Origin of the sequence: Exiguobacterium sp. s70 (assembly GCF_018618315.1) — a bacterium.
GTDB lineage: Bacteria > Bacillota > Bacilli > Exiguobacteriales > Exiguobacteriaceae > Exiguobacterium > Exiguobacterium chiriqhucha.
The window spans coordinates 16,239-39,643 of sequence record NZ_JACSLV010000003.1; the positions used below are offsets into that span (position 1 = coordinate 16,239).

Consider the following 23,405-nt stretch of genomic DNA (forward strand, 5'->3'; position numbering starts at 1 on the left):
TCGTTCTACCTCCTTATATGTACTGGGGTTGTTCATTCAACCCGGCTGTTTCGTTTAATCCAAAGCGGACATTGGCGTTTTGAATCGCTTGTCCGGCCGCACCTTTTTGCATATTGTCGATGACCGAGATGATGGTCAGTCGATTCGTTCGTTGGTCGAGATACACCCACAAGTCGCAGTAGTTCGACCCGACGGCAGTTCGAATCTCCGGTTCGCCTTGTTGCACCCGGATAAATGGTTCATCCGCGTAAGCCTGTCGCAATGCGTCCACCCAATCCGCTTCGCTCTGCTCAAGCGTCGGGACGACGCTCATCGTCGCCATGATGCCTCGATTGATGGGCAACAGGTGTGTCGAGAGTGACACGGTCGCTTGCGTCCCGCTCACTGCATAAAGCGTCTGTTCAATCTCCGGGATGTGTTGATGCGTATGGATTTTATACAGTTGCACGTTTTCGTTGGAGCGGGCGTGGTGCGTCTTGGCGCTGAGTCCCTTCCCGGCTCCCGTAATTCCGGAGCAGGCCGAGACGATGATTTCGTTCGGGTCGATCCAGCCTCCGTTCACGAACGGCAATAAGCCGAGCGCGACCGCCGTGGCGTAACACCCGGGATTGGCAATCCAATCGGCCGACCTTACAGCGTCTCGATTCCATTCCGTCAATCCATATACCGCCTGTGCTTGAAGCGATGCCGGTACGGCCGGTTTGCCATACCACGTCTCGTAGCTCGATGCCGGCAGACGTAAGTCTCCACTCAAATCGATGACGACCCCTTCATATTCCGTCAACTGCGTCACGTAATGCGCCGACACTCCGCTTGGCGTTGCTAAAAAGATGACGTCGATGTCGTCCAATGCGTCCACCCGGAACGGCTCGAGCGTCAAATCCTCAATCTCTAACCACGGATACAGTTGCGCGAGCGTCAACCCGGTGCTCGAATCGCTCATCGCCCGGACGAGCGTGAACTCGGGATGTTTCCCGATCAGCTTTAACAGCTCCATCCCGGCGTACCCCGTGACGCCGACGATTCCACAAGTGATCATCTGCCGAACCTCCTTAAAAGAATAAATTGATTAAAACATACGTATATTTATACTGTCAATTGTATTTTTATACAAAATAAACAAAGAGAGTCTTTCCAGAACATGAAAAAACAGCCCGGTGCAACAGCACCGGACCGTGGAGATGACTTAGATTTGATTTTTATGACGAGCGTCTTGAAGCGCATCGACCAAGTCTTTCACGTCCTCGACGAGATTTTGAATCGTATCTTGGTTCTCTTCGTAGAGCGCCTTCAAATCCATGACGCGATCTTTCAAACTCGCTTTCGAAGAGGCTTGAAGGCCGACCGAATGAGCTTGTGTAGACGTATCGTGTGACTTGAGTCGTGATTTCATATGCTTGAGCTGGCTGACTTGTTGCTCGCGCGTCTCTCTGTGGAGAAGCGATGCCCCGGCTCCGATGACGGCACCTGCGGCCATACCTAACCAGAAATAGTTCTTGTTCATAAAAAATCCTCCCCTAACGTGACGTTATGTTTATTATAGGTCATCTGTTGCATCGACGACATAGTGTTTTATGATCGGACCTGCTCCTTTTTGTTCGACGGCTTCTTTCAGCCATTCTTGGAACAAGATGTAGTCGGTCGAATCACGAAAACGATTCCCGCCTTCGGTGAATTGGATGAAAACAACCCCGTGGTTGTCTTCTGGGTCGACACCGAGCCGATAGGCGGCAAAACCGCTATGGCCAGACCCAAGACGTGATTTGTCTTTCAACAAACGATGGAACAAGAGCGACCGGGCGTTCGAATCGACCGGAATGTTCGCATAGACAATATTCCCTTTCGGGGCGAATTGTCCTTCTGCTTCTTCGATTTGAAACGTCTTTCCGCTCTGGAACGGAGACTTGTCCCCTTCGGCGAGTAAAATCGTTTCCGTTCCGTTTGCGACGAGCACACCCGGTTGTTGACGCAATCGTTCAGCGACCGTACCTGAGGCAAATGTCATGAATAGCTTAGACAAGCTCCTCACAACCTTTCGCGAGCATGATGTCTTTCTCCGTGATTCCACCTTCGTCATGCGTCGACACGGTCAACGTGACGTTCCGATACTCGATTAAGATGTTCGGATGGTGATCGAGCGACTCCGCCAAATCGGCGACGAGATGGACGAATTGAATCGCCTCTGGAAACGTCTCGAGACGATACGTCTTTTGCAATTCCCCTTCGACAACGTCCCAGCCGTTTAAGCGGGACAGTTGCTCTGACAGTTCGGTTGATGACAGCAGCATGTGCTGATTCCCCTTTCGCAAACAGTTCTTCTTACACCTAGTACCCGACCGCAATCAAAAATAATCTTTTTCGCTTTACGCAAAATGATTTAGAATAAAAAGGATAGCCAACTATTCTTCACATGAGAGAGGAGATCTCGCCATGCGAGCATTGATTGTGATCGACTACACGTTTGATTTTATCGCAGATACGGGTCGTTTGACTTGTGGAAAACCAGGGCAAGACATAGAAGAACGAATCGTCCAGTTAATCGAGGAGTTTGCGGACGAGGATTATGTCGTCATCGCGAACGATGTCCACGACGCCGGCGACACGTATCATCCTGAGACGACGCTCTTCCCGCCCCACAACATCCGCGGCACGGAAGGCCGTGAACTGTATGGAACCGTCAAAGCGGCAGCAGCGCGGGCCGACCATTGGATCGATAAGACACGCTACAGTGCCTTCGCCGGGACCGACCTTGATTTGCGTTTACGCGAACGGGCCATCACGGAAATCCATCTCGTCGGTGTGTGCACGGATATTTGTGTGCTCCATACGGCAGTCGACGCGTACAACCTCGGCTATACAATCGTCGTCCACGCAGACGCCGTCCAAAGCTTCAACCCAGTCGGCCACGATTGGGCGCTCGAACATTTTGTCACGACACTCGGGGCCACTGTGACCGGGAAGTGACGTAAAACAGAAAGGAACGATTATGTTACATCGCAACTTAGCGCTTCACACCGACCTATACCTCCCACGTTGGATGTATATCTATTGGAAACAAGGCCGTCACAACGAACGAGTCGTGTTCGACCTCTATTATCGCTCGAACCCGTTCAGCGGAGGATATGTCGTCTTCGCCGGCCTGCAAAACATCGTCCACTACTTAGAGAACGTCTCGTTTACGGAAGAGGACATCCGTTACTTGAAACAACAACTCGACTTCGAGGACGAGTTTGCGGACGTACTCCGCAACTTCAAGTTCACCGGCTCGCTCTATAGCGTCCGTGAAGGAGAAGTCATCTTCCCGAATGAACAAGTCGTCCGCATCGAATCGACAATTTTTGAGGCGAAGCTGTTCCAGACGGCGCTCTTGAACATCGCCAACCATGAGTCACTCATCGCAACGAAATACGCGCGCATCCGTCAAGCCGCGCCGAATGAGACGTTGCTCGAAGGCGGCGCCCGCCGCGCTCAAGGCGTCGATGCTGCGTATTACGGGACTCGGGCCGCCTATATCGCCGGTTTCGACGTCACGAGTTTGGTTTCGGCCGGACGCGATTTTGATGTCCCTACCGGCGGAACGATGGAACACGCCGACATCCAGTTCCATGATGAGGAGCTTGAGGCGTTCCGCTCGTTCGCCGAGATGTATCCAGACAACACGAGCCTGTTGATTGACACGTACGATACGCTCAAGTCCGGTCTTCCGAACGCGATCACGGTCGCCAAGGAACTCGAGGCGAAAGGTTATCGCTTGAAGTCCGTCCGACTTGACTCGGGTGACTTGGCCTACTTGTCGAAACGGGCCCGAAAAGCATTGAATGCGGCCGGACTCGACTACGTCAAAATCGTCGTCTCGGGCGACCTTGATGAGTACGTCATTCAAGACTTGCGGATGCAGGGCGCTGAAGCCGACACATTCCTCGTCGGGACGCGCGGCATCACAGCCTACGAACAACCCGCGCTCGGCATGGTGTACAAGCTCGTCGCCCGCGAAGGCGCCGACGGGAAACTGAAGCCGGTCATCAAAGTCTCGTCTTCGAAAGTGAAGACGACGACACCGCACAAGAAAGAATTGTATCGCATCATCGATAACGAGACCGGGAAATTCAAAGGGGATTATATCGCCCTAGCTGACGAGCCGGTCGAGACGTATAAAGAGATCGACTTGATTGATGTGCGCGACCCAGCGTTCCGCATCAAGACACGCAACTTTAGTGTCAAACGTTTGCTCGTCCCGATTTTCCAAGACGGCGAACGCGTCTATGACTTACCGAACGCGACAGACATTCGCGCGTATCATCATGAGCAAATGAACGGTTTATGGGAAGAGTATAAACGCCTCCGCTTGCCGGAAGTGTATTCGGTCACCTTCAGTAAACCGCTCTGGGACTTGAAACTCGAAATGATTCGTCAAACACGGATTCCGAAATAAAAACAAGAGGCTGCGGATTTTTTTCCGTAGCCTCTTGTTTTATGCCGTCGTCATCTCATTCGCATGGATTTTATCTTCTTTTCTCCGAAAGTAAAGTGCGATTGAAAGAGAGATCAAAATCAATATGAAGTAAACGGTCCGTTGCCAAAACGTCGCTTCCGTATCCCCTTGGAACAACGCGATGATATAATCACTCCCGCTCACGAAAAACAATCCCGCGAGCAAGAGAAAGATTCGATATCCGGCCCGACTCCGCTCCTGCTTTACTTTGAAGAAAAGGACACCATAATAACCGATTGCTAGAATCGCGATATACCCGATTATGCCAACAACCCAACTCATCTTGATGCCTCCTTGTCCTCTATTTTTTACGTCGCTTCCCCGCTATCGTAACACAATCTTCGAACCAGACTATGTTAAGATGGATTAAAGAAAATGTGGAAGGGATCGATACGATGAAAACGTTCCGCCTAGTCCAAGTTCGCCTCGTCCAAGACGAGTATGGCAACGAGTTGAACCTCCCCGTCGAACTGCTCGATGGGTTGATTATCTCGAAAGAGCATGACAACGAATGGCTCCTCGAGATGCTCGTTCCGACCGAATTTGCCGTCACGCTTCATCACTATTTGAATAAGCGAATCCTACTCCTTGCCGAAGCCGTCATCACGTCACCGGCGAACCGCCCGGCCGCACTCGCGCTGACGTTCACGAGCGAACGGTCGCTCAGCGACCACCACACATTCGTCGCGGAAGGGCTCATGCTGATGCCGAAACAAGACCCGACCAAGCAAGTGCTCGATTCGTTGATTTCCGAAGGCGTGGCGAACGCCGAACTCAAACCGTCCTTCTTCGAAAAACAAGTCGAACAGCAGCAGTCGTTCAGCCGCTCCGCCTTCACACAGCTCGTCAAGACAGGATCGTTCGAATAAGTCGAACGGTCTTGTTTTTCTTTCCCCGTTTTTATAAATAACTCAACCCAAAAAGGCGAAGAAATTTCTTCGCCTCAAATGTAGATGAAAAACAAGATGACCATCATCGTCATCCCGACAACTTTGAGCACCGTGCTGCCGAGGAAAGCGAGTACGGTCCCGACACCGATACTCCACGCTTCACGCGTCGACTTCCCGAGCGTGAGTTCCGCTAAAAATGCGAAGATGAACGGGAAGATGAGTACCCCGACGAGCGGGAAGATGAACGGTCCTGCAATCAAACCGATCGTCGCTCCCCATTTCGCCCGTTCAGAACCGCCTCGTTTATCGACCGTAGCCCGGGTGACGATATAGTCGACCACGAACAGGAAGATCAAGAACAAAATCTGCCAGAGCCAAAATGTCCACGTGAGCGGCTCGAACGAGAAGCCGAAGCCGTAAATCACATAACCGATGAATAAGAACAAGACGCTCGGGATGACCGGATAAATCAATCCTGCGAACGCGACAATAAATGATGCGATGATGAATATCCAGAGCAATGTCGTCATGAGTTTCTCCTCACTTTGCGACAATCACATTCGTAATATGGTCGGCGACATTGACCGCCTTGACCACGAACTGACCATCTTGATGTTCGATATAGTTCGAGCAGGCGTTGCGCATGGCATGACGGAACGTATACGTGTCGTCAATCGCCGATAGCGCAGCTTTAATCGCATGTGAATGACAGACGACAATGACACGTTTTCCGGCATGCGTCTCGACGAGATCGTGCATACCGCTCAAGACACGGGCGCGCATCTCGTCTTCTGACTCGAGACCAGGTACGCGGTCTTGGTGATCGGCTTGGACGGCTTCATAGATGCCCGGCACCGGTTTTCCCGACGCAGCCCCGAATTCACGCTCGATGAAACGCTCGTCTCGGATGATATGTGATTCGTCGATGCCGCACGCCTCCGCGATGTAACGCGCCGTGTCGACGGCCCGTGACAACGGGCTCGCCACGATGACGTCCCATGATTCTTGACTTAAAAAGGCCGCACTCTCTTCGGCCTGCCGATGTCCGAGTGCGTTGAGCGGGATGTCTTCCCGTCCTTGAATGATTTCTTGAAAGTTCCAATCGGTCTGACCATGTCGGACCAAGCAAAGTTCTGTCACGCGAGTCACTCCTTTATGATTCCTAAATCCTACCCCATCGTACCATCTTTGCGAAAAAGCGCAACGTCACATCATCGCGTCATCGATGAAACGATCGATGCGGGCCATGAGTTGCGTTTCTTTGATCGGGTTGTCGGATTGGAGAAAGCTCGCTAACGAATGCGTACCGTTCGGGAAGGAAATCAGTTGCACGTTCGCACCGACTTCGCTCGCATGTTCCACGAAATGGAGCGCCTGTCCGAACGGGACGATTGGGTCTTTCTTTCCGTGCAAGATGAGGATGGGCGGGGCGTCGTCATAAAGATGCGTGACCGGTGAACACTTCACCATCAGCTCGCGCCACGCCTCCCGGCTCCCCTCATAAAATTTCAAATGCGCGAGCCACGTCTGGATGAACTTGAACAATAAGAAATTCGTCGGCGGATAGAGGGCGATGACTCCTTTGATCGGTGGCACGTCATCACCTAGTTCACCGGTGAACTGTTTGCTTCGATCGAGCGCCGTCGCTAAGACGAGGGCCGCACCTGCCGAGTCACCCCAGACGATCAGTCGGTTAATATCCAAGTTGAGCAGACCATCGTGCTGTTTCAAGTAGCAAAGCGCATCGGAGACGTCGATAATGTTATCCGGGAAATAGACCCCGTCCTCGAACAGACGATAGTCGATGCTGATGACGGCGAACCCTTTGGCGAGAAAATGGTCGAGCAACGGATGGAACAATGTCACCATGCCTCGATTCCCTCGTACGAACGCCCCCCCATGGGCATAGACCGCGACCGGGAACGGTCCATCCCCTGGCGGATAATACACGTCAAACTGGAGCGGACGGTCATTGACAATCTTGTACGTGTGAGTCCGGCGTTTGCGGGTCGAGGGGCGCACCGGCAACTCGGGCTCTTGCCAACGCACGAGCGATCCATACTGGTTCCACACGCTGGCCCCGGCTGCCGTGGCGGCCGCGAGCGCCGCGCCACCGACGAACCAGGCGGTCTCCTTTCTCATATACATCCACTCCTCGTTCTTTTTTTAATCATATTCCCTTTTTCTCGAAAAACCATCCATCTGAAGTCGGACTTGACGTGCACGGATTCGCCACCTATAATATAACTCGCAGTCACAGAACGTAACGGTTACGATTTAAAGGTTCACATAGAGAGGACAGGTGGAAGAGTTCATGAATAAAAAGTTATTAAGTGTCGCCGCTGCCGGCACACTTCTATTAGGTGGATGTGCAAGTAATGAAGAGAGCGGTGCGACGGAGGAGACGAGCGACCAGTTGACCGTCTACGCGTCAACGTTCGCCCTGAAATCATTCGCCGAGGAAATCGGGGGCGATCGCGTCCGTGTCGAGATGGTCATCCCGCCTGGCGCTGATCCCCATACGTACGAGCCGACCTCAAAGCAGATGACCGACATCGCCGAGGCGGACTTGTTCTTGACGGTCGGCCATGACCTCGAACCATACGTCGAGTCGATGGAAAAGAGCTTGGCCAATGAGAACGTCACGTTCGTGAAAACGGCCGAGGACGTCACACTCCTCTCGGCAGAAGACACGGTCCACGTCCATGGTGAGGACGAGCATAGTGAGGACGAGCACGGACACGAGGAAGATGACCATGCCGATGAAGAGGCCGGTCATAGCGAAGATGATGGCCATAACCACGGCCAGTACGACCCACACGTCTGGCTCGATCCAATGAATGCCGTCTCGATGGCTGAAGCGGTCGAAGCGGCATTCAGCGAACAGGCCCCTGACTATAAAGATGAGTTCGCGGATCGTTTAAGCACCTTCAAAGAAGAGGCCGACACGCTCGACGCCGAGCTCAAAGCAGCAGTCGACGGCGGCTCGAAGTCTGAGCTCCTCGTGACGCATGCAGCCTACGGTTACTTGGCGGAACGGTACGGCTTTGACCAACTTCCAATCACGGGTCTCACACCTGCAGAAGAACCGTCGCAACAAGCGTTGAAGCGCGTCATCGAAGAGGCACAACTTCACGACTTGACGCACATCGCTTTCGAAGACACGGTGACACCAAAAGTCGCCCAGGTCGTTCAAAACGAAATCGGTGCGGAGACGGTGACGATTTACAACTTGGAATCGGTCACGAAAGAGCAAATGGATAAGACTTACTTCGACCTCATGCGCGAGAACGTCAAAGCGCTTGAGACGGCATTGAAATAAGAGTCTCAAAAAAAAACAGCTCGGCGCGTTGGCGTCGAGCTGTTTATGTGTGTTCTGGTTCCCGGTCGATTTGTCGAAGCCTCGCCCAAATGACGCCGCATACGAAAATCGGCACCGTCAGCATCACTGTTTGAAGAAGCGTATCGCTCATCACGTTCGTCGGGTACATCAGTTCAATGAACACGAAACAGAGCACCGTCAAACAGAGAAGCGTCGCGAGCAGCTTCTTCAAACTCAGCAATGGATTGCGTTCGCGTAGGAAGAGCACACTATTCCCTATGGCGAAGCCACAGTTCACTACAATCAAAGCGTAGAAGAGCATCGAAATCGGATGATTATAGGCTGGACCCGTCGAGATGACGTAAAACCATATAATCAAAAATGCAAACACAGTGACGAGATTGATTCGACCTAACTGTTTACGACCTGCCCGATACGCGAAGATTGGGCTTAAGATACCGATGACAAACGTCATTTGGGCAAAGAAATCAAGCATACGTCCACTCCTTGAGAAACCATTTGTAATAGTTTACCAATTTTCAAGTTGTTTTCATAGCCTGTTCATTCATAGTAAATCAACACGAGCTCATCCCGCTCACTCGCCTCTTCACAGAATCGTTTCAACAGCGTCCATTTGAGCCAAACTTCATCGAACCCGTCATGGTCGACGAACGCCATATCGGCCACATCTTCTTTCGTGAATGCGTTCATCGCATCTTTGACGATATGGAGGAGCTGCGGCGTCAAAATCCCGACAACGACCGCCTGCTTCTCATTGACGATCAACTCTTCCCCGATGACGGCCATCTCTAAGTTATACGTGTCATCCCCATCGATATAAATCTCGATTTGTCCAAGAATCTTTTGGAAGCGTTCGATCCTAGGGAGCGTCAATGTCTCATACGTGTCACGTTGTTGACTGTGCACGTGCAGCAGCCAATCTAAAATCATTTCCGGGTCTTGGCCGAACGAGACCCATACTTCCGGGGAAATGCGTATATAGTGTGTCGTCTCCATCATTGAACGCCCCCCTTTTCTTCAGTTTACCCATCTTTCGGGCGCAAAAAAACCGTCTACGCGCTTTCGTAGACGGTTTGTCGTTTATGAACGGATCGTGCCTGTTTTGACTTCTTCTTCTGATTCCCAAGCTTCGATGTACTCGCGACCTGGCAGATCTTCAATCGAATCGGCGTAGAAGACCGGATCTTCACCTTGACGGCGTTGCTCCAAGTAATCGTCGAGGACGAGACGGGCAACTTTTGCGAGACGGAAAATCGCATACAAATTGACGAGTGCCATGAGACCCATGAACACGTCCGCGATTGACCAGACGAGACCGGCCGAACGGACGGCTCCAAAGAGGACCATGCCGACGACACCGATGCGGTAGAGTGTGACGTAAATCTTTTTATCCGAGATGAACTGGATGTTCGTCTCACCATAGTAGTAGTTTCCAAGAATCGAGCTGAACGCGAATAAGAAAATCGCGATCGTGAGGAACGATGTCGCCATCGGACCAATCTCTGCTGTGAGCGCTGCTTGTGTCAATTCGACACCTGCGAACGACTCTGAACCGGCGACACCTGACAACAGGATAATCATCGCTGTCGACGTACAGACGAGAAGCGTGTCGACGAAGACGCTGAACGATTGAATCAATCCTTGTTTGACCGGATGCGATACTTCAGCAGTCGCCGCTGCGTTCGGGGCTGAACCCATCCCCGCTTCGTTCGAGAAGAGACCGCGTCGGATTCCTTGGAGCACCATCGCTCCGATGGCACCACCGAACAATTGTTGAAGTCCAAAGATTCCTTCTGAGAAAATCAAGCCGAAGACTTCCGGCAACAATGAGGCGTTCGAAATCATGACCCACCCGGCGAGCAAGATGTAACCGCCAGCCATAATCGGCACGATGATACTCGAGAGCACGGCGATTGATTGAATCCCGCCGAAGATGACGATGGCTGTCACGACAGCCAAGACGAGACCGACTGTCGTCGTGCTAATCCCGAACTGGTTGCTGACTGACAACGAAATCGTGTTCGATTGAACCGAGTTGAAGGCGAAGCCGAACGAGAACGTGATCAAGATGGCGAATAAAATCCCGAGCCAGCGCTGACCGAGCGCACGTTCCATATAGTAAGCCGGACCACCGCGCCATGTGCGACCGTCGCGAATTTTATATACTTGCGCGAGCGTACTTTCGACGAATGCCGAAGCCGATCCGATGAGCGCGATCAGCCACATCCAAAAGACGGCTCCCGGGCCTCCGAGCGCGATGGCAGTCGCGACACCGGCAATGTTCCCGGTCCCGACGCGTGCAGCCGTCCCGATGGCGAACGCTTGGAATGACGAGACTTGGCCTTTTTCACGCTTCATGCCGTCTTTGAACAAGAGGCGGAACATTTCAGGCAACATCCGGAACTGGACGAACCCCATGCGAACGGTGAAATACAAACCTAAGGCGACAAGGACAACGATTAGCACTGACGACCAGAGCAGGTCGTTGGCGTTTGTAACGAGATCTTCTACGAATTTCTCCATCTTTAAATCCTCCGTGTATGTGTAAGTTATAAGAAAAAGTTATGTTAACTTTCTTTACATGAGTAGAATTATAGGAAAAACGTTAAAAAAATGCAATCTTTTTCGACAATTTTCATTTTCGGTGTCGAACAACAAAAAAGCGACCGGTCACGTGACCGGTCGACTAGATTATCTCATTTGATTAGATAAAGAGGTTCAAGTTACCACCTTCGGCTGCCCCGAGGTATGCTGCCACACCACCGAGATCGATGCCGTCGATTAACTCTTCTTCTTTAATTCCCATGACGTCCATCGACATCGTACAAGCGACCATTTTGACGCCTGCCTCTTGAGCCGATTTAATCATTTGATCGAGTGACGGGACATTTTTGTCGCTCATCACTTTCTTCATCATCTTCTGACCAACGCCACCGAAGTTCATGTTCGAGAGCGGAAGCTCACCTGCATGAGATGGCATCATCATGCCGAACATCTTCTCGAGGCCTTGCTTTTTCACTTCTGGTGCATCTGGTTTACGGATGACGTTGAGTCCCCAGAACGTGAAGAACATCGTGACGTCTTTACCCATTGCCGCTGCACCTTGCGCGATGATGAACGATGCGAGTGCACGGTCGAGGTCTCCACTGAACACGACCATCGATGCGCCGTCGCCTGCCGGTGCGCCCGCTTGGACGGCTGCAGGGCCTTGGCCTTTTTGAAGGACGGCTTCGACGCGACCGTTCACAAATTGTTTCGAGACGAGCTTGTTGCCCGTTTTCTTCGCCCATGCTTCGATGTCCGCAAAGAAGCCAGGATCACTTGCGAGGACGCGGAGCGTCTCGCCTTCGCCGAGTTCGGCTACTTTTTTATTGACTTCTAAGATTGGTCCCGGGCATTGCAGACCGCACGTATCTAGGAAAATCGGTTCCCCGATCGGTTCATTCATCATTACTGGTGGTGCCTCCTCCGTTGCTGTTGCGGCAGTCTCATTTGCTGCCGATGCGTCTGCCTCGATGGCATCGAAATCGCGTTTTACTTGTGACCACGTCTTGTAGCCACCGCTCAAGTTTTTAACCTTGAATCCGTTTTGACGCAAGATGCGGGATGCGAGATATCCGCGAAGTCCGACTTGGCATGTCACATAAATCGTTTCGTCTTTGCTGTAGTTGTCCAAGTGATCGCGTAGCGAGTTGAGCGGAACGTTGATTGAACCAGGAATTTTGCCAAGTTCATGTTCTGACTCGTCACGGACGTCGAGCAATGTCGCGCCGTTTTGGACCAACTCGTCAATCTCATTCCAGTGCACGACTTCGTTATCGCCGAGGACGACGTTCGACGCGACGTAACCGATCATGTTGACCGGATCTTTCGCTGAGCTGAACGGTGGTGCGTAGCTGAGTTCAAGGTCTGGAAGGTCAAGGACCGTCAAGCCACCTTTCATCGCTGTCGCAATCACATCGATCCGTTTATCGACGCCGTTCATCCCCACGCCTTGCGCGCCGTAGATTTCACCTGTCGTCGGATGGAACAAGAGTTTGAGTGATACGGGTGTCGATCCTGGGTAATAACCCGCATGTGAACCCGGGTGCACGTGGACGGCTTCGAACTCTTTACCGGCTGCTGTCAAACGCTTCTCGTTCCAACCTGTCGAGGCGACGGTCATATCGAATACTTTGGCAATCCCAGTCCCCATCGTTCCGTTGTATTTAACGTCACGACCGTTGATGATATCGGCGACAAGACGACCTTGGCGGTTGGCCGGCCATGCGAGTGGAACGACCGTCGGCTCTTTAAAGATATAATCGAGCACTTCGACGGCGTCACCAATCGCGTAGATGTTCGGGTCTGACGTGAGCATCTTCTCGTTGACGCGGATGGCGCCACGAATACCTGTCTCAAGACCTGCTTCCGTTGCAATCGACGATTCGGGCACGACACCGATTGATAAGACGACCATATCGGTCTCGATGACGCGACCGCTCGTCAAGTGGACACGTTTCCCTTTCTCAGAGAACGAGTCGACACCGTCAGAAAGCTGAAGATCGACGCCGTGAAGGCGCATGTGCTCGTGAACCGGTGAGACCATCTCGCGGTCGAGCGGTGTCATGACTTGATCGGCCATCTCGACGAGCGTGACGTCGACGCCACGCTCCCGTAAGTTTTCAGCCATTTCGATTCCAATGAAGCCGCCACCGATGACCGTCGCGTGTTTTGGCGCTTGATCATCGACGTAGCTACGGATTTTATCCGTATCTGGGATGTTACGGAGCGTGAAGATGTCTTCTGCTTCTTCAATCCCAGGGATGTTCGGACGAATCGGTTTCGCCCCTGGTGACAAGACGAGCACATCATATGACTCATCGTACGTCTCACCTGTCTTGACGTTTTTCACCGACACCGTCTTCTCGGCACGGTTGATTTTCGTCACTTCCGTCAAGTTACGGATGTCGAGTTGGAAACGCTTGTTCATCCCTTCGACGGTTTGAACGAGCAATTTTTGACGGTCTTGAATCACGTCACCGATGTAATAGGGAAGACCACAGTTCGCGAACGAGATATACTCGCCCCGATCGAACATGACGATATGATTCTCTTCATTTAAGCGACGAAGGCGGGCGGCTGCCGAAGCACCACCGGCGACCCCACCGACGATTACGATTTTTTTACTCATTGCGCATTTCCTCCTTTGACGACTTCACCTGGCCAGCTCATCAAGCCATCTTCTATATTGACCACTTTATAACCTTTCGCTTCCATTTGCCAAGTCGCCTGCGTGCTGCGAGCACCTGAGCGACAAAGGACGATGTACTCTTCTTCAGGATTGAGCGTCTCAATCCATTCCGACATTTCGGAGAGCGGATAATTTGTCGCGCCAGCAATGTGCGCTTCTTGGAACTCGTCACGTTCACGAACGTCGACGATGTTGACTGGTACTTCAAAATCCATTTGACGTTTCAAGGCAGATGCTTTCATGTTTGTTTACCCATCCTTTTGATCTATAATATTTCACTTATTTATTCGTCAGCTTGGTAGCGGGCGTTCGACGAAAGTTTGTGATTCGTTGAACATATCGCTTCCACGTCATTAATATACCCCCTGTGGTATTTGATTGCAAGGGATTTGTTTGTCGAATCGGTAAACGTTTGAAAAAGTTTCACATCAAACGTTGTTGCTCGACACATACTCCCCCACGTATTAAGATGAGACTACACAATAAATAGTTGGGTTACTGAACGATTTGAATATAGAGGTGAATCTAATGGAACAGTATCAATACGATGCAAAAGTGTTGAACCGGATGAAACGGGTCGAAGGACAAATCCGGGCCATCATCCGCATGATGGAAGAAGGGAAAGAGTGCCGTGACGTCGTGACACAGTTAAGTGCGGCTCGATCAGCGCTTGACCGCGCCTCGACCATCATCGTCGCGAAGAACTTGGAGCAGTGCATCATCACCGCCCAACAAGATGGCGAAGATACGTCAGAAACCGTCGAAGAAGCCATCAAAATGTTGATGAAACGCTAGTTCCCCTTGCTTTCCCTCCGCAAATGGGCGAAAGTTAGAGTAACGACTTTTAAGGGGGACTTGTTTGTGAACTTCGAAGAAAAAGTAGAATCATTTAAAGCGCTCGTCGCTGAACGCAATATGACGTTCAAAGAGAGCGAAACTGAAACGCATGTCACATTTTTGACGCGTGAAACGACTAAATCCGGGGCTCAGCCCGTTATGATTATCGCCTTCAATAAAAAGACGACAGATGCGGAACTGTATGCCGCGACGGTCACACACGTGCCGGATTACGTCGAAGACCTACCGATTCTGAACGCCTTGAACGAGTTCAACCAAGAGTTCAAATACTTCCGCTGCGTGCTCGACAGCGACCGTGATGTCACGCTCGCCTCGACGCTCGACCTCGACCTCGGCTTCTCGCCAGAGATCATCTTGCAACATTCATTCATGATGTTCCAAGCGGCCGACGAAGTGAACGAGTACATGCAGAAGTTGTATACGCAAGTCCAATAACAAACAGCCGCCCCGGACGAATCCAGGGCGGCTGTTTTTGAATCATTCTTTCGATTGGGCACGTATAAGGAGAAAAAGGAGGAATTGCTGATGATGACACACTATACGCATTACCTCGAAGCGCTCGAGGCAATCAGAGGAGCGACAAAGTGGTTCACCGATGATTTCCGACGCTTGATGGCCATCAATTATGCCATACACGACACCCCGTTCGATGAAACGCGGTTTGAGCAGGCTCAAGCGGCCGTCAAACGGAAAACGAAAGCCTTCTCCAAGTTTCGCGGCAGCAATAATTTCGTCTGGCTGTCGTTTCTCGATGCCAAGTATGAAGACATCGAACCGGCCATCGACGAGGCACTCCGGCTCGATACGTTGCTCGACCGGAAACACTTCCGCTTCAGTATGTTGCGTCCCTTCATCGCGAGCCAACTGATTAACGTCGATGAGCCCGAGCGCCGGCTTGACGAGGCGAGCGCACTCTATCAAACGTTCAAACGAAACCATCCTTGGCTGACGAGCGAAGAAGACCTTCTGTCTGCCCTCGTCCTCGTTCAAGCGTTCAATGACCACGATACGTTGAGTCAACGGATTGAGACGCATTACGAAGCGTTGAAAGCCGAGTTGCCCCGCTCAAACGAGCTCCAACTCGTCTCCCATCTGCTTGCTTTTAGCGACTTGCCTTCAGACGAGGTCATCAACCGCCTGCTCGAGTGGCGCGCGCGGCTCCAAGGACAAGCAATCGCCGTCAAAAATGAGCATCTGCCAGCGCTCGCCCTCTTGGCCATCGTCGCGGCTCCGAACGACAACGACGAGCGCGACCTGATCGACATTACGAACGCTGAGAAGGAAAAGCATCGCTGGTTCCACACCCACGCGTTGACGGTCGCCCTGCAACTCGTCGCGGCAAACAACATCAAGGAAGATGCGAGCGATTTACTGTTGCACGGGACGTTCGCCCATCTGCTCGCCATGCAACAGGCAGCAACGGCAGCGGCGACCGTGGCTATCATTTCGAGCACATCTTCGAGCGACTAAAAAAAGAAGGGTTTCCCCTTCTCAACTAAATAAATACCAACTGAGACAACCGAGCACGAACACTGAGTTGGCGATTTCAACGATCCCGATCTTCATGATGGGGATCGTTTTGCCGTAGAATGCGACCGCCCGGACGAGACTCGGCACGTAAGCGAGTGCCAAGACCGGATAGCCAAACGCGATGAAGATGGCGACGAGCAAAAAGTGATATCCCCATGATACGTTCCGATAAAACAAGCTCTTCTTCTCCCGAATCATCGTTTTGACGAAAAAGATACTTCCGAGGAAATATAAGTACGGCAAAGCGAACATCCACACTATCGTCCCGTCCAAAGCATGTGACCCGAGATAATAGCTCGCCATCCCGCCGATGCAAAATGAGGTGACGGCGCTGACGTCGTTCCAGACGTTGCGCTCATCCTTAATTTTGGCGAAGTAGGCGTTGGTGAGACCGAATGGAATCATAGCAAGGACAAACCAGACAAGACGCCACTCGGACAAAAACACCGGGATGGCGGCTACAATCGCAATCGTCAAATACGTCACGACCGTGCGCAACAGCTCTTGTGACTTTTTTCGTTGCTTAATGTATTGGAACAAGAAAAATGTACCCATATAAACGAACAACCAGGCGATGGCGAACGGGATGTGCGCGAGCGTCCACCCTCCGACAATGCCGCCGAGTAAGAACGGTAAGATTAGCATCGACCAAGCGCCGTGCTGTTTTGGAATCATCCATTTCATGTGACTCCCTCCTTCTATGTGTAGTGTAGAAGAAAGATGACTATAAAACTGTGATAAATTTTACAAAACAAAAAACGATCTCACGCGAGATCGTTTTTTGTTTTTAGTTTGGTCACACTTGGCACGGTTACTTCGACCACATCGTCCGTCAACATTTTCGTGACGACACGACCTGCAATCGAGACCGCGAGAAGCGTATAAAGCGCATTCGACAATGGCAAATAGATGAGCGAGATCGCCAAAACGATGACATCAAATATGATGAGAATCGTCCCGACCGATATGCCGGTCCATTTTGATAGGCCGAGTGCGAATAAATCGTCGCCCCCGGTCGCCCCGCCCGATTTCAAGACGAGACCGAGACCGTAACCAGTCACAATCCCGCTCGCGATGGCGGCGAACAACGTCGCCGGCCACACTTGGATATCGAACGTGAGTAAATCCAACCGATCCCACATGGCGTAGCTGAGCGACAGTGACGCCGCGGCAAGCACGGCTTGCCCGACGAAGCGCCAGCCTTTCCACCAAAGGGCGATTAAAAAGAAGGGGATATCGAGTACGATCATCGAGATCGCCGGATCGATATCAAATAAATAGCGGCCGAGCAATGCTAGCCCGACGAAGCCCCCTTCTGCCAAACCAAACTGTTCATTCAAATAATAATAACCGAACGCCATGATCAGCGTTCCGAGCACTATGGTAGCAACTCGTTTCATTCCGATTGTCCTCCCCGTTTTCAACGGAGAGGAGGATCCTCAGTCGTAGCCGCGGTTCCATCTGTTCCATCTCCGATCTTCCGTTTGTTGATTTTTACATTGATGTCGCTTGTAAAAACTCAACGCTAGAAGTCCGGTAATTGAAACAGAGGCCATGTCCTCTCGGTATCCATAAAGACCTTCCTTTCCCAAATTGCGCGTAATCATGAGACTATTTTAACATACTCTCGCGATTGTTTCATTAAATGTATATTTAGTGTAGATTACGTTTCGGTAAATCTTTCTTACCGAACCACCACCAGTTCCAGTCCCCGAGCAGTTTCATCAAAGATGGGACAAGTAAAATCCGGATGATTGTCGCATCGATAAAGATCGCGAGCGCGATGCCGACACCGAGCTGTTTGATCGGACTGACACCAGTAAAAGCGAACGCCCCCGTGACGACAATCATGATGACTGCGGCCGACGTGATGATTTTACTCGTCTTGGCGAGTCCCATCTCCGTCGCGTAATCGTTATCCCCGGTCTCCCGATAATATTCCTCAATCCGCGAGACGAGAAACACCTCGTAGTCCATCGATAGGCCGAACACGAGCGAGAAGATGAACACCGGGGTCAAGATACTGATCGTCTCGGCATCGTACACGTAGCCTGATTCGAAGATGATGACGAGCAGACCGAACGTCGCCCCGAGACCGAGCACGTTCATGATGATCGCCTTAATTGGAATCAAGACCGAGCGGAACGCCCACATGAGAATGACCATCGTCGCCAAGATGACAGTCACGACCGCATACGGGATACTGTCATAAATCTCTTCATAAATTTCTTCGTTGAACGCGGCTGGTCCCCCGACGTCAAAACCGCTCTCGCGCCAATCTCGGACGAACGCCTGCGCGTCTTTATCACTCGGCGGGACGTTGAAACTAACGTTGACGAGGGCAAGGTCTGTATTCCCTTCGAGCGTGACGAGACGTTCGAACGCCTCGAGTTGCTCTGGTGCCGCTTCAGCGAGTTGTTGGAATTCGGCTGGTTCGAGACCGGATGCCGTCAAGAACGTCGTGACGTTGTCGACAATCGGATCCTCGGATAGCTCATCGGTGAGTGCAGTCAATTCATCGAGAATCATCGAATCGGTCAAGTCATTCGTCTCAAACAAGAGCACCGCATCGGTCGACGTCTCCCCAAACACGTCGTCCCACCGCTCAAGGGCGGCCCGTGACTCGTACGAGGTCGGGAGTGCATCGGCGTCCGGGATGTTCAGTTCGAGGTCACGAACGAACCAGAGGCTTGGCAGTAGCAGCAAGAGCGCGACGAGCGTCATCGTGACGGGGCGTCTCATGACGAAACGGGCCAACTTCTGCCACCGTACTTCAGAACGCGTCTCATTCGTTTTGATAAGACGCCCTTTATTGATCGCATCTCCGACGATATATAAGGCGGACGGCAACAGCGTGAGCGCTGATAAGACCGCGCCCGCCACCGCAATCAGCGCACCGAGCGCGATGGCTTGGAACACGTCGACTTGGATGAATAGCAACCCGGCCAGTCCGACGAACACGCAAAGCCCTGAGAACAGAATCGAACGTCCGGCCGTCGCGACCGTTCGGACGATGGCTGCCTCTCGCGACTTCCCATGTGCGAGCTCTTCCCGGTAACGGTTGACGAGCAATAGGGAAAAATCGATGCCGAGCGCGATGGCGATCATCGCGACCGCATTCAAGACGAAAATGGATAGTTCCATCGTCTGGGCAAAGAAGAACAACGAGCCGGCAGCCACGATGAATGTAATCAATCCAACGAATAATGGCATGACCGCGGCGAGCGGCGTCCCGAAGACGAGCAAGAGGACGAGCAACGCGACCGGGATTCCAATCAACTCGGCCCGAATCAAGTCATTCTTCGACGCTTCATTCAAGTCATCCGCGAAGACCGGCTCTCCGGTCAATCGCACGTCTGTATCCGTATCTCGAATCAAGGCGTTGCGAACGTCATCGATTGACGCCTCGGCCGTATCGTAATCCTCGAACTCGAGCAATAAGTAAGCTGCGTCCCCTGAGCGAGCATCGGGATTCTCGGCTGGCGTGATCACGCCGTCGACCCCATCGACGTCAATCAGTCGATCCCGTTGCTGCTCGATGACCGTATCAAGGTCGCCACCTTCCAACAAGACAATCATCGAGGCCCCGGCCCGGTCGAACCGGTCGTTCAACGTATCTTCCACTTGGGCGAAGCGCCCGTCTTGAATCGCAAATCCATTGCCGCGCAGTTCACTTGGCAACTGTAATCCGAAATATACCGATACCGCGAGCAATACCGTCCAAATTAACACGACAGCGTAGCGCCATCGGACTAACGCTTGTCCTAATCGTTCCATCCCTGTCCACTCCTCTCCATCTAAGAAGACTGTTCCCGTTTTTAGACGAGATTCTGTAAGCCTTCGTAAAAAAAATCCTGAACCATGCCCTGGTCCAGGATTGTCAACGCTCGAACACTTGCAGCCAACTATGGCAGAAGCGACGCGGCGTCGATAGGACGACAAGTCTGTCGCCCGGCTCGTCCAATAAGACGACTTTCAACAATTCGGTCTCGGCACATACTTCTGATGAGAACACTTCACAATCGCGCTCAAACAGTTGGAACGATGTCATCGAGGTGATGGCGGTCGTCACACCCATTTGATCGACGATGACCAAGTCACGGTCACCCCCGTATGGAATCTTCCAACGCGCGCCCGCTTCGACGTCCTCGACCATGAACTGTTGATTCCGTTCATCGTACAAGGTCACGAGGCCAGGTGCCGTGAATCGTTCGAAATCATAGGTCGATTGATATGCGAGTTCGATGATGTTCCCGAACTCCGGGATCTCCTCGTAACGGCTATACCGAAACGTGTGATCGTTCAAGTTCAAGGCGACGATATCTGATTCGGCCGAGTACAAATACAAATCGTCCCCTGACCAGTAGTGCAGGTTACTGAACCAATCGTCATGGAACGTCCGTGGAATTGGGTGACGTTCCATCGTCCCGTTCGTCAAATCCATGACTCCGTATGTCTGCAAATCTCGAAATAGCGCGACGGCTCTTCTACCATGTGGTTCAATATATAGTGCGCAAGGTGCCCATTTCCACTCGAGTTCCCATCGGATTTGGAACGTCTCGTCAAAAAACAGAAACCCGGTTTGCGCCAAATACAACATCCATCCTCCACCAACGCGCTCTAACCATTCAACCGTTTGATGAAATTGATAGTCTGCTACTTGTTTGTACATTTGATCACTTCCTAGTTTCAGCTTAGCAACGCACGACGCATTTTTCGATTTTGAATGTGTTCACAGAACACATTCTCCATCTGTCCACTTTTCCTGTATACTGGCAGTAGCATACCCGTAATTGGAAAGGAGGAACCCTCATGCGCCCACTTCAACTCTCTCCCGAGACGGCGGTTGAGCTTGCCAAAAAGCTAAACGTCCCACTCGAGGAACTCATGCATATGCCAAAACACATCATCGTCAAAAAGATGATGGAGCTCGAGGCAGCCAAAACTGAAACGAACGAGGAAAAGGAGACGGAATGACGTCTCCTTTTTTCGCGCTTACTTTTGTTTCGGTTTCCGTTTTTTCGCAACATACCAGAGACCGAGGATAGCCAAGGCAGCTCCACCGGCGACCGCATATTTGCTGTAATCCGGACGGCGTTCCGTCACGACGAGTGTCGATAACGGCGCGACCGTGACATGCCGCTCCTCGAGGAGACGTGGTGCCGTCAAATTGACGGTGTGATCTTCGACATGGACCTCGAACTTGCCGGACGGTAGTTTCACCTCGACCGCTTCTTCGAGTCCGTTATGGTATACGAGATGGCGTTCGACGTAACCTTCGACGTGGCGACTCAGTTCAAAGGCGATGACGCCCTCGTCTTCATCGAAGAAACGTAAATGTTTACGAATCTGTTCCGCGTTCTCAAGACGGAACAACGGATATTGTTTGCGCAGGCTGATCAAGCCCTTCACATATTCGACGCTCGGCGTCTCTTGCTCGGCCCGCGTCCAATCCAAACGGTTGACGACCTCCCCCGAATTGAAGCTGTTCTCGTCCCCGTCTTTCGTGCGGAAGAACTCTTGACCGCTATGCAGGAACGGGATGCCTTGACTGAGCAACACAATCGATGTCGCGAGACGATGCCGGCGGCGGCGTGTCGTCTCATCGTCGTCCGGATTCGTAACGGCCAGTTTGTCCCAAAGCGTCAAGTTGTCATGGCACTCGACATAGTTCACGACTTGGTTCGGTTCGTCAGCAAAGCTTTGGCTCGTGACTGCACCGGCAATCCCACGTTTGACGTCCGCCGTCATATCCGCGTTGCCGCTGATCCAACCTGGCAAGTCTTCGATGAACACATCCCCACGGACACCGTCGCGAATCGCGTCGTTGAACTGGGCGATGCGCGGCATCTTGTGGGCGTTATGTTGGTTCGCTTTTTTACGGACCGGAAGCGGTGTGTCGAGATCCCAGCCTTCTCCGGTCACGAGAATCGATGGGTCGACGCGATCGAGCGCCCTGCGGACCTGGTTCATCGTCTTGACGTCATGGAGTCCCATCAAATCGAAGCGGAAGCCATCAATCATGAACTCTTTCGCCCAATACGACACACATTCGACGATCAATTTGCGCATCATCGCCCGTTCGGACGCCGTATCGTTCCCGCACGCCGAACCGTCGGCGAGCGTACCGTCCTCGTTCAAGCGGTAATAGTAGTCCGGTACGAACTGTCCGAGCGGCGTCGTCAATGCATCATACGTATGGTTGAACACGACGTCCATGATGACACGGATGCCACGATCGTGAAGTGCTTGAATCATCGCTTTCAACTCGATGATGCGAGCGGCCGGATCATCCGCTGAGGAAGCGTATGAGCCTTCGACGGCAAAATAGTGGACCGGGTCATAGCCCCAATTATAATTCGCCTCACTCTCGCGTGACTCATTCACTGAACCGTAATCGAAGAACGGCATGAGTTGGAGATGCGTGACGCCAAGCCCGGTAATATAGTCGAGACCCGTCGGATAACCCGTCGGTGTCTTCGTTCCGACTTCGGTCATCCCGAGGAATTTCCCGCGATGCATGACACCACTGTCCGGATGACTCGTCAAATCACGGACGTGCGCTTCATAGATGACCGCTTCTTGTGACGAGTGGAAGAGCGGACGTTCTTTGACCCAATGGTCTGGGTTGAGCGTAGATGGGTCGAGCAGACACCCGCGCTTCCCATTGACCCCGACGACTTTTGCATACGGGTCGAGCGATTCGATACGCTTCCCAGCTACGACCGCCTCGAACACATAAAACTGACCTTCGAACAAAGCACGATCGAGTTCGATGACCCACGTCCCTTTCTCGGCCCGTTCTAACGACAACCGTTCGAACTTCCGCGCTCGCGGTGTCCGGTAAAGTTTTACCGTCATCTCTTCGGCAACCGGTGACCAGACCCGCAACCGGATGAGGTCACTTTTAAACGTCACCCCGAGGTCTTTGCCGTGATATGCCATATGGTCTAAATCTACATTTGTCTGTTGATCGATAGTATGTTCCATCTCTTTCACTCCTTCACTACTTCAAATCTGCTATCATTATAACAAAACCCTTGTAAAGGATGGATGAAA

26 protein-coding genes are annotated in these 23,405 nt (G+C 52.1%); 8 read left to right on the plus strand and 18 right to left on the minus strand.

Annotated features, from left to right (window positions below; translation table 11 throughout):
• Positions 1 to 13: 13 nt before the first annotated feature.
• From argC to KNP84_RS08510, 4 genes are all read right to left on the minus strand, one after another.
• Positions 14 to 1,039 carry an N-acetyl-gamma-glutamyl-phosphate reductase gene (gene argC, locus KNP84_RS08495; protein WP_215114623.1) on the minus strand — a complete coding sequence of 342 codons (1,026 nt, stop codon included), beginning with the start codon at positions 1,037 to 1,039 and terminating at the stop codon, positions 14 to 16.
• A 147-nt stretch (positions 1,040 to 1,186) separates the two neighbouring features.
• Positions 1,187 to 1,504 carry a hypothetical protein gene (locus KNP84_RS08500; protein ID WP_021068170.1) on the minus strand — a complete coding sequence of 106 codons (318 nt, stop codon included), beginning with the start codon at positions 1,502 to 1,504 and terminating at the stop codon, positions 1,187 to 1,189.
• Between the two features lie 33 nt (positions 1,505 to 1,537).
• Positions 1,538 to 2,005 (minus strand): hypothetical protein, encoded by a 468-nt coding sequence (locus KNP84_RS08505; protein WP_021068169.1) that lies wholly within the window; start codon positions 2,003 to 2,005, stop codon positions 1,538 to 1,540.
• Between the two features lie 7 nt (positions 2,006 to 2,012).
• Positions 2,013 to 2,288, minus strand: a complete 276-nt coding sequence (locus KNP84_RS08510; protein ID WP_021068168.1) for a 4a-hydroxytetrahydrobiopterin dehydratase — start codon at positions 2,286 to 2,288, stop codon at positions 2,013 to 2,015.
• 142 nt (positions 2,289 to 2,430) lie between these two features.
• On the opposite strand from KNP84_RS08510, the gene KNP84_RS08515 reads away from it, so the two are divergent.
• Together KNP84_RS08515 and KNP84_RS08520 are read left to right on the plus strand one after the other, a co-directional pair.
• Positions 2,431 to 2,964, plus strand: coding sequence for a cysteine hydrolase family protein (locus KNP84_RS08515; RefSeq protein ID WP_021068167.1), 534 nt, complete (start codon positions 2,431 to 2,433; stop codon positions 2,962 to 2,964).
• Positions 2,965 to 2,986: 22 nt separating this feature from the next.
• Positions 2,987 to 4,432, plus strand: coding sequence for a nicotinate phosphoribosyltransferase (locus KNP84_RS08520; RefSeq protein WP_058765505.1), 1,446 nt, complete (start codon positions 2,987 to 2,989; stop codon positions 4,430 to 4,432).
• A gap of 39 nt (positions 4,433 to 4,471) precedes the next feature.
• Here KNP84_RS08520 and KNP84_RS08525 read toward each other — a convergent pair whose 3' ends face one another.
• On the minus strand, positions 4,472 to 4,774 hold the full coding sequence (locus tag KNP84_RS08525) for a hypothetical protein (RefSeq protein ID WP_021068165.1): 303 nt from the start codon (positions 4,772 to 4,774) through the stop codon (positions 4,472 to 4,474).
• Positions 4,775 to 4,845: 71 nt separating this feature from the next.
• Here KNP84_RS08525 and KNP84_RS08530 point away from each other — a divergent pair, with 71 nt between their 5' ends.
• Positions 4,846 to 5,361 (plus strand): YwpF family protein, encoded by a 516-nt coding sequence (locus tag KNP84_RS08530; RefSeq protein WP_251131196.1) that lies wholly within the window; start codon positions 4,846 to 4,848, stop codon positions 5,359 to 5,361.
• 74 nt (positions 5,362 to 5,435) lie between these two features.
• Here KNP84_RS08530 and KNP84_RS08535 read toward each other — a convergent pair whose 3' ends face one another.
• From KNP84_RS08535 to KNP84_RS08545, 3 genes are all read right to left on the minus strand, one after another.
• The gene (locus tag KNP84_RS08535; protein WP_021068163.1) at positions 5,436 to 5,912 is read right to left on the minus strand and encodes a DUF456 domain-containing protein; all 477 of its coding nucleotides are present in this window, start codon (positions 5,910 to 5,912) and stop codon (positions 5,436 to 5,438) included.
• 10 nt (positions 5,913 to 5,922) lie between these two features.
• A complete protein-coding gene (locus KNP84_RS08540) occupies positions 5,923 to 6,522 on the minus strand; it encodes a histidine phosphatase family protein (protein ID WP_215114624.1) in 600 nt (199 codons plus the stop codon).
• A gap of 66 nt (positions 6,523 to 6,588) precedes the next feature.
• The gene (locus KNP84_RS08545; RefSeq protein WP_214714980.1) at positions 6,589 to 7,524 is read right to left on the minus strand and encodes an alpha/beta hydrolase; all 936 of its coding nucleotides are present in this window, start codon (positions 7,522 to 7,524) and stop codon (positions 6,589 to 6,591) included.
• A 172-nt stretch (positions 7,525 to 7,696) separates the two neighbouring features.
• On the opposite strand from KNP84_RS08545, the gene KNP84_RS08550 reads away from it, so the two are divergent.
• Entirely contained in the window at positions 7,697 to 8,704 is a 1,008-nt protein-coding gene (locus KNP84_RS08550; protein WP_215114625.1) for a metal ABC transporter solute-binding protein, Zn/Mn family, read from the plus strand.
• 43 nt (positions 8,705 to 8,747) lie between these two features.
• On the opposite strand, the gene KNP84_RS08555 is transcribed toward KNP84_RS08550, so the two are convergent.
• From KNP84_RS08555 to KNP84_RS08575, 5 genes are all read right to left on the minus strand, one after another.
• Entirely contained in the window at positions 8,748 to 9,200 is a 453-nt protein-coding gene (locus KNP84_RS08555; RefSeq protein WP_214801489.1) for a hypothetical protein, read from the minus strand.
• A gap of 65 nt (positions 9,201 to 9,265) precedes the next feature.
• Complete coding sequence (locus tag KNP84_RS08560; protein ID WP_251131197.1) at positions 9,266 to 9,724, minus strand: DUF1877 family protein; 459 nt, start codon at positions 9,722 to 9,724, stop codon at positions 9,266 to 9,268.
• Positions 9,725 to 9,805: 81 nt separating this feature from the next.
• Positions 9,806 to 11,248, minus strand: coding sequence for an alanine/glycine:cation symporter family protein (locus tag KNP84_RS08565; RefSeq protein WP_021068157.1), 1,443 nt, complete (start codon positions 11,246 to 11,248; stop codon positions 9,806 to 9,808).
• Positions 11,249 to 11,429: 181 nt separating this feature from the next.
• On the minus strand, positions 11,430 to 13,898 hold the full coding sequence (locus tag KNP84_RS08570; RefSeq protein WP_215114626.1) for a CoA-disulfide reductase: 2,469 nt from the start codon (positions 13,896 to 13,898) through the stop codon (positions 11,430 to 11,432).
• Complete coding sequence (locus KNP84_RS08575; protein WP_021068155.1) at positions 13,895 to 14,200, minus strand: rhodanese-like domain-containing protein; 306 nt, start codon at positions 14,198 to 14,200, stop codon at positions 13,895 to 13,897. The genes KNP84_RS08570 and KNP84_RS08575 overlap by 4 nt, the downstream gene beginning before the upstream one ends.
• A gap of 286 nt (positions 14,201 to 14,486) precedes the next feature.
• Here KNP84_RS08575 and KNP84_RS08580 point away from each other — a divergent pair, with 286 nt between their 5' ends.
• From KNP84_RS08580 to KNP84_RS08590, 3 genes are all read left to right on the plus strand, one after another.
• The gene (locus KNP84_RS08580) at positions 14,487 to 14,753 is read left to right on the plus strand and encodes a metal-sensitive transcriptional regulator (RefSeq protein ID WP_021068154.1); all 267 of its coding nucleotides are present in this window, start codon (positions 14,487 to 14,489) and stop codon (positions 14,751 to 14,753) included.
• A gap of 66 nt (positions 14,754 to 14,819) precedes the next feature.
• Positions 14,820 to 15,251, plus strand: coding sequence for a type III secretion system chaperone family protein (locus tag KNP84_RS08585; protein ID WP_016509669.1), 432 nt, complete (start codon positions 14,820 to 14,822; stop codon positions 15,249 to 15,251).
• 90 nt (positions 15,252 to 15,341) lie between these two features.
• A complete protein-coding gene (locus KNP84_RS08590) occupies positions 15,342 to 16,286 on the plus strand; it encodes a DUF4003 family protein (protein WP_251131198.1) in 945 nt (314 codons plus the stop codon).
• A 21-nt stretch (positions 16,287 to 16,307) separates the two neighbouring features.
• Here the strand turns inward: KNP84_RS08590 and KNP84_RS08595 are convergent, their stop codons facing one another.
• From KNP84_RS08595 to KNP84_RS08610, 4 genes are all read right to left on the minus strand, one after another.
• Positions 16,308 to 17,030: a YwiC-like family protein gene (locus KNP84_RS08595; RefSeq protein WP_058765494.1), complete on the minus strand. Its 723-nt coding sequence runs from the start codon at positions 17,028 to 17,030 to the stop codon at positions 16,308 to 16,310.
• 80 nt (positions 17,031 to 17,110) lie between these two features.
• Positions 17,111 to 17,746: a YitT family protein gene (locus KNP84_RS08600; RefSeq protein ID WP_215114627.1), complete on the minus strand. Its 636-nt coding sequence runs from the start codon at positions 17,744 to 17,746 to the stop codon at positions 17,111 to 17,113.
• A gap of 253 nt (positions 17,747 to 17,999) precedes the next feature.
• Positions 18,000 to 20,123: an MMPL family transporter gene (locus KNP84_RS08605; protein WP_029596244.1), complete on the minus strand. Its 2,124-nt coding sequence runs from the start codon at positions 20,121 to 20,123 to the stop codon at positions 18,000 to 18,002.
• Positions 20,124 to 20,226: 103 nt separating this feature from the next.
• Positions 20,227 to 21,018, minus strand: coding sequence for a hypothetical protein (locus KNP84_RS08610; protein WP_021068149.1), 792 nt, complete (start codon positions 21,016 to 21,018; stop codon positions 20,227 to 20,229).
• 140 nt (positions 21,019 to 21,158) lie between these two features.
• On the opposite strand from KNP84_RS08610, the gene KNP84_RS08615 reads away from it, so the two are divergent.
• Positions 21,159 to 21,323, plus strand: a complete 165-nt coding sequence (locus KNP84_RS08615; RefSeq protein ID WP_021068148.1) for a YycC family protein — start codon at positions 21,159 to 21,161, stop codon at positions 21,321 to 21,323.
• Between the two features lie 18 nt (positions 21,324 to 21,341).
• Here KNP84_RS08615 and pulA read toward each other — a convergent pair whose 3' ends face one another.
• Positions 21,342 to 23,336, minus strand: coding sequence for a type I pullulanase (gene pulA, locus KNP84_RS08620; RefSeq protein WP_215114628.1), 1,995 nt, complete (start codon positions 23,334 to 23,336; stop codon positions 21,342 to 21,344).
• Positions 23,337 to 23,405: the final 69 nt, after the last annotated feature.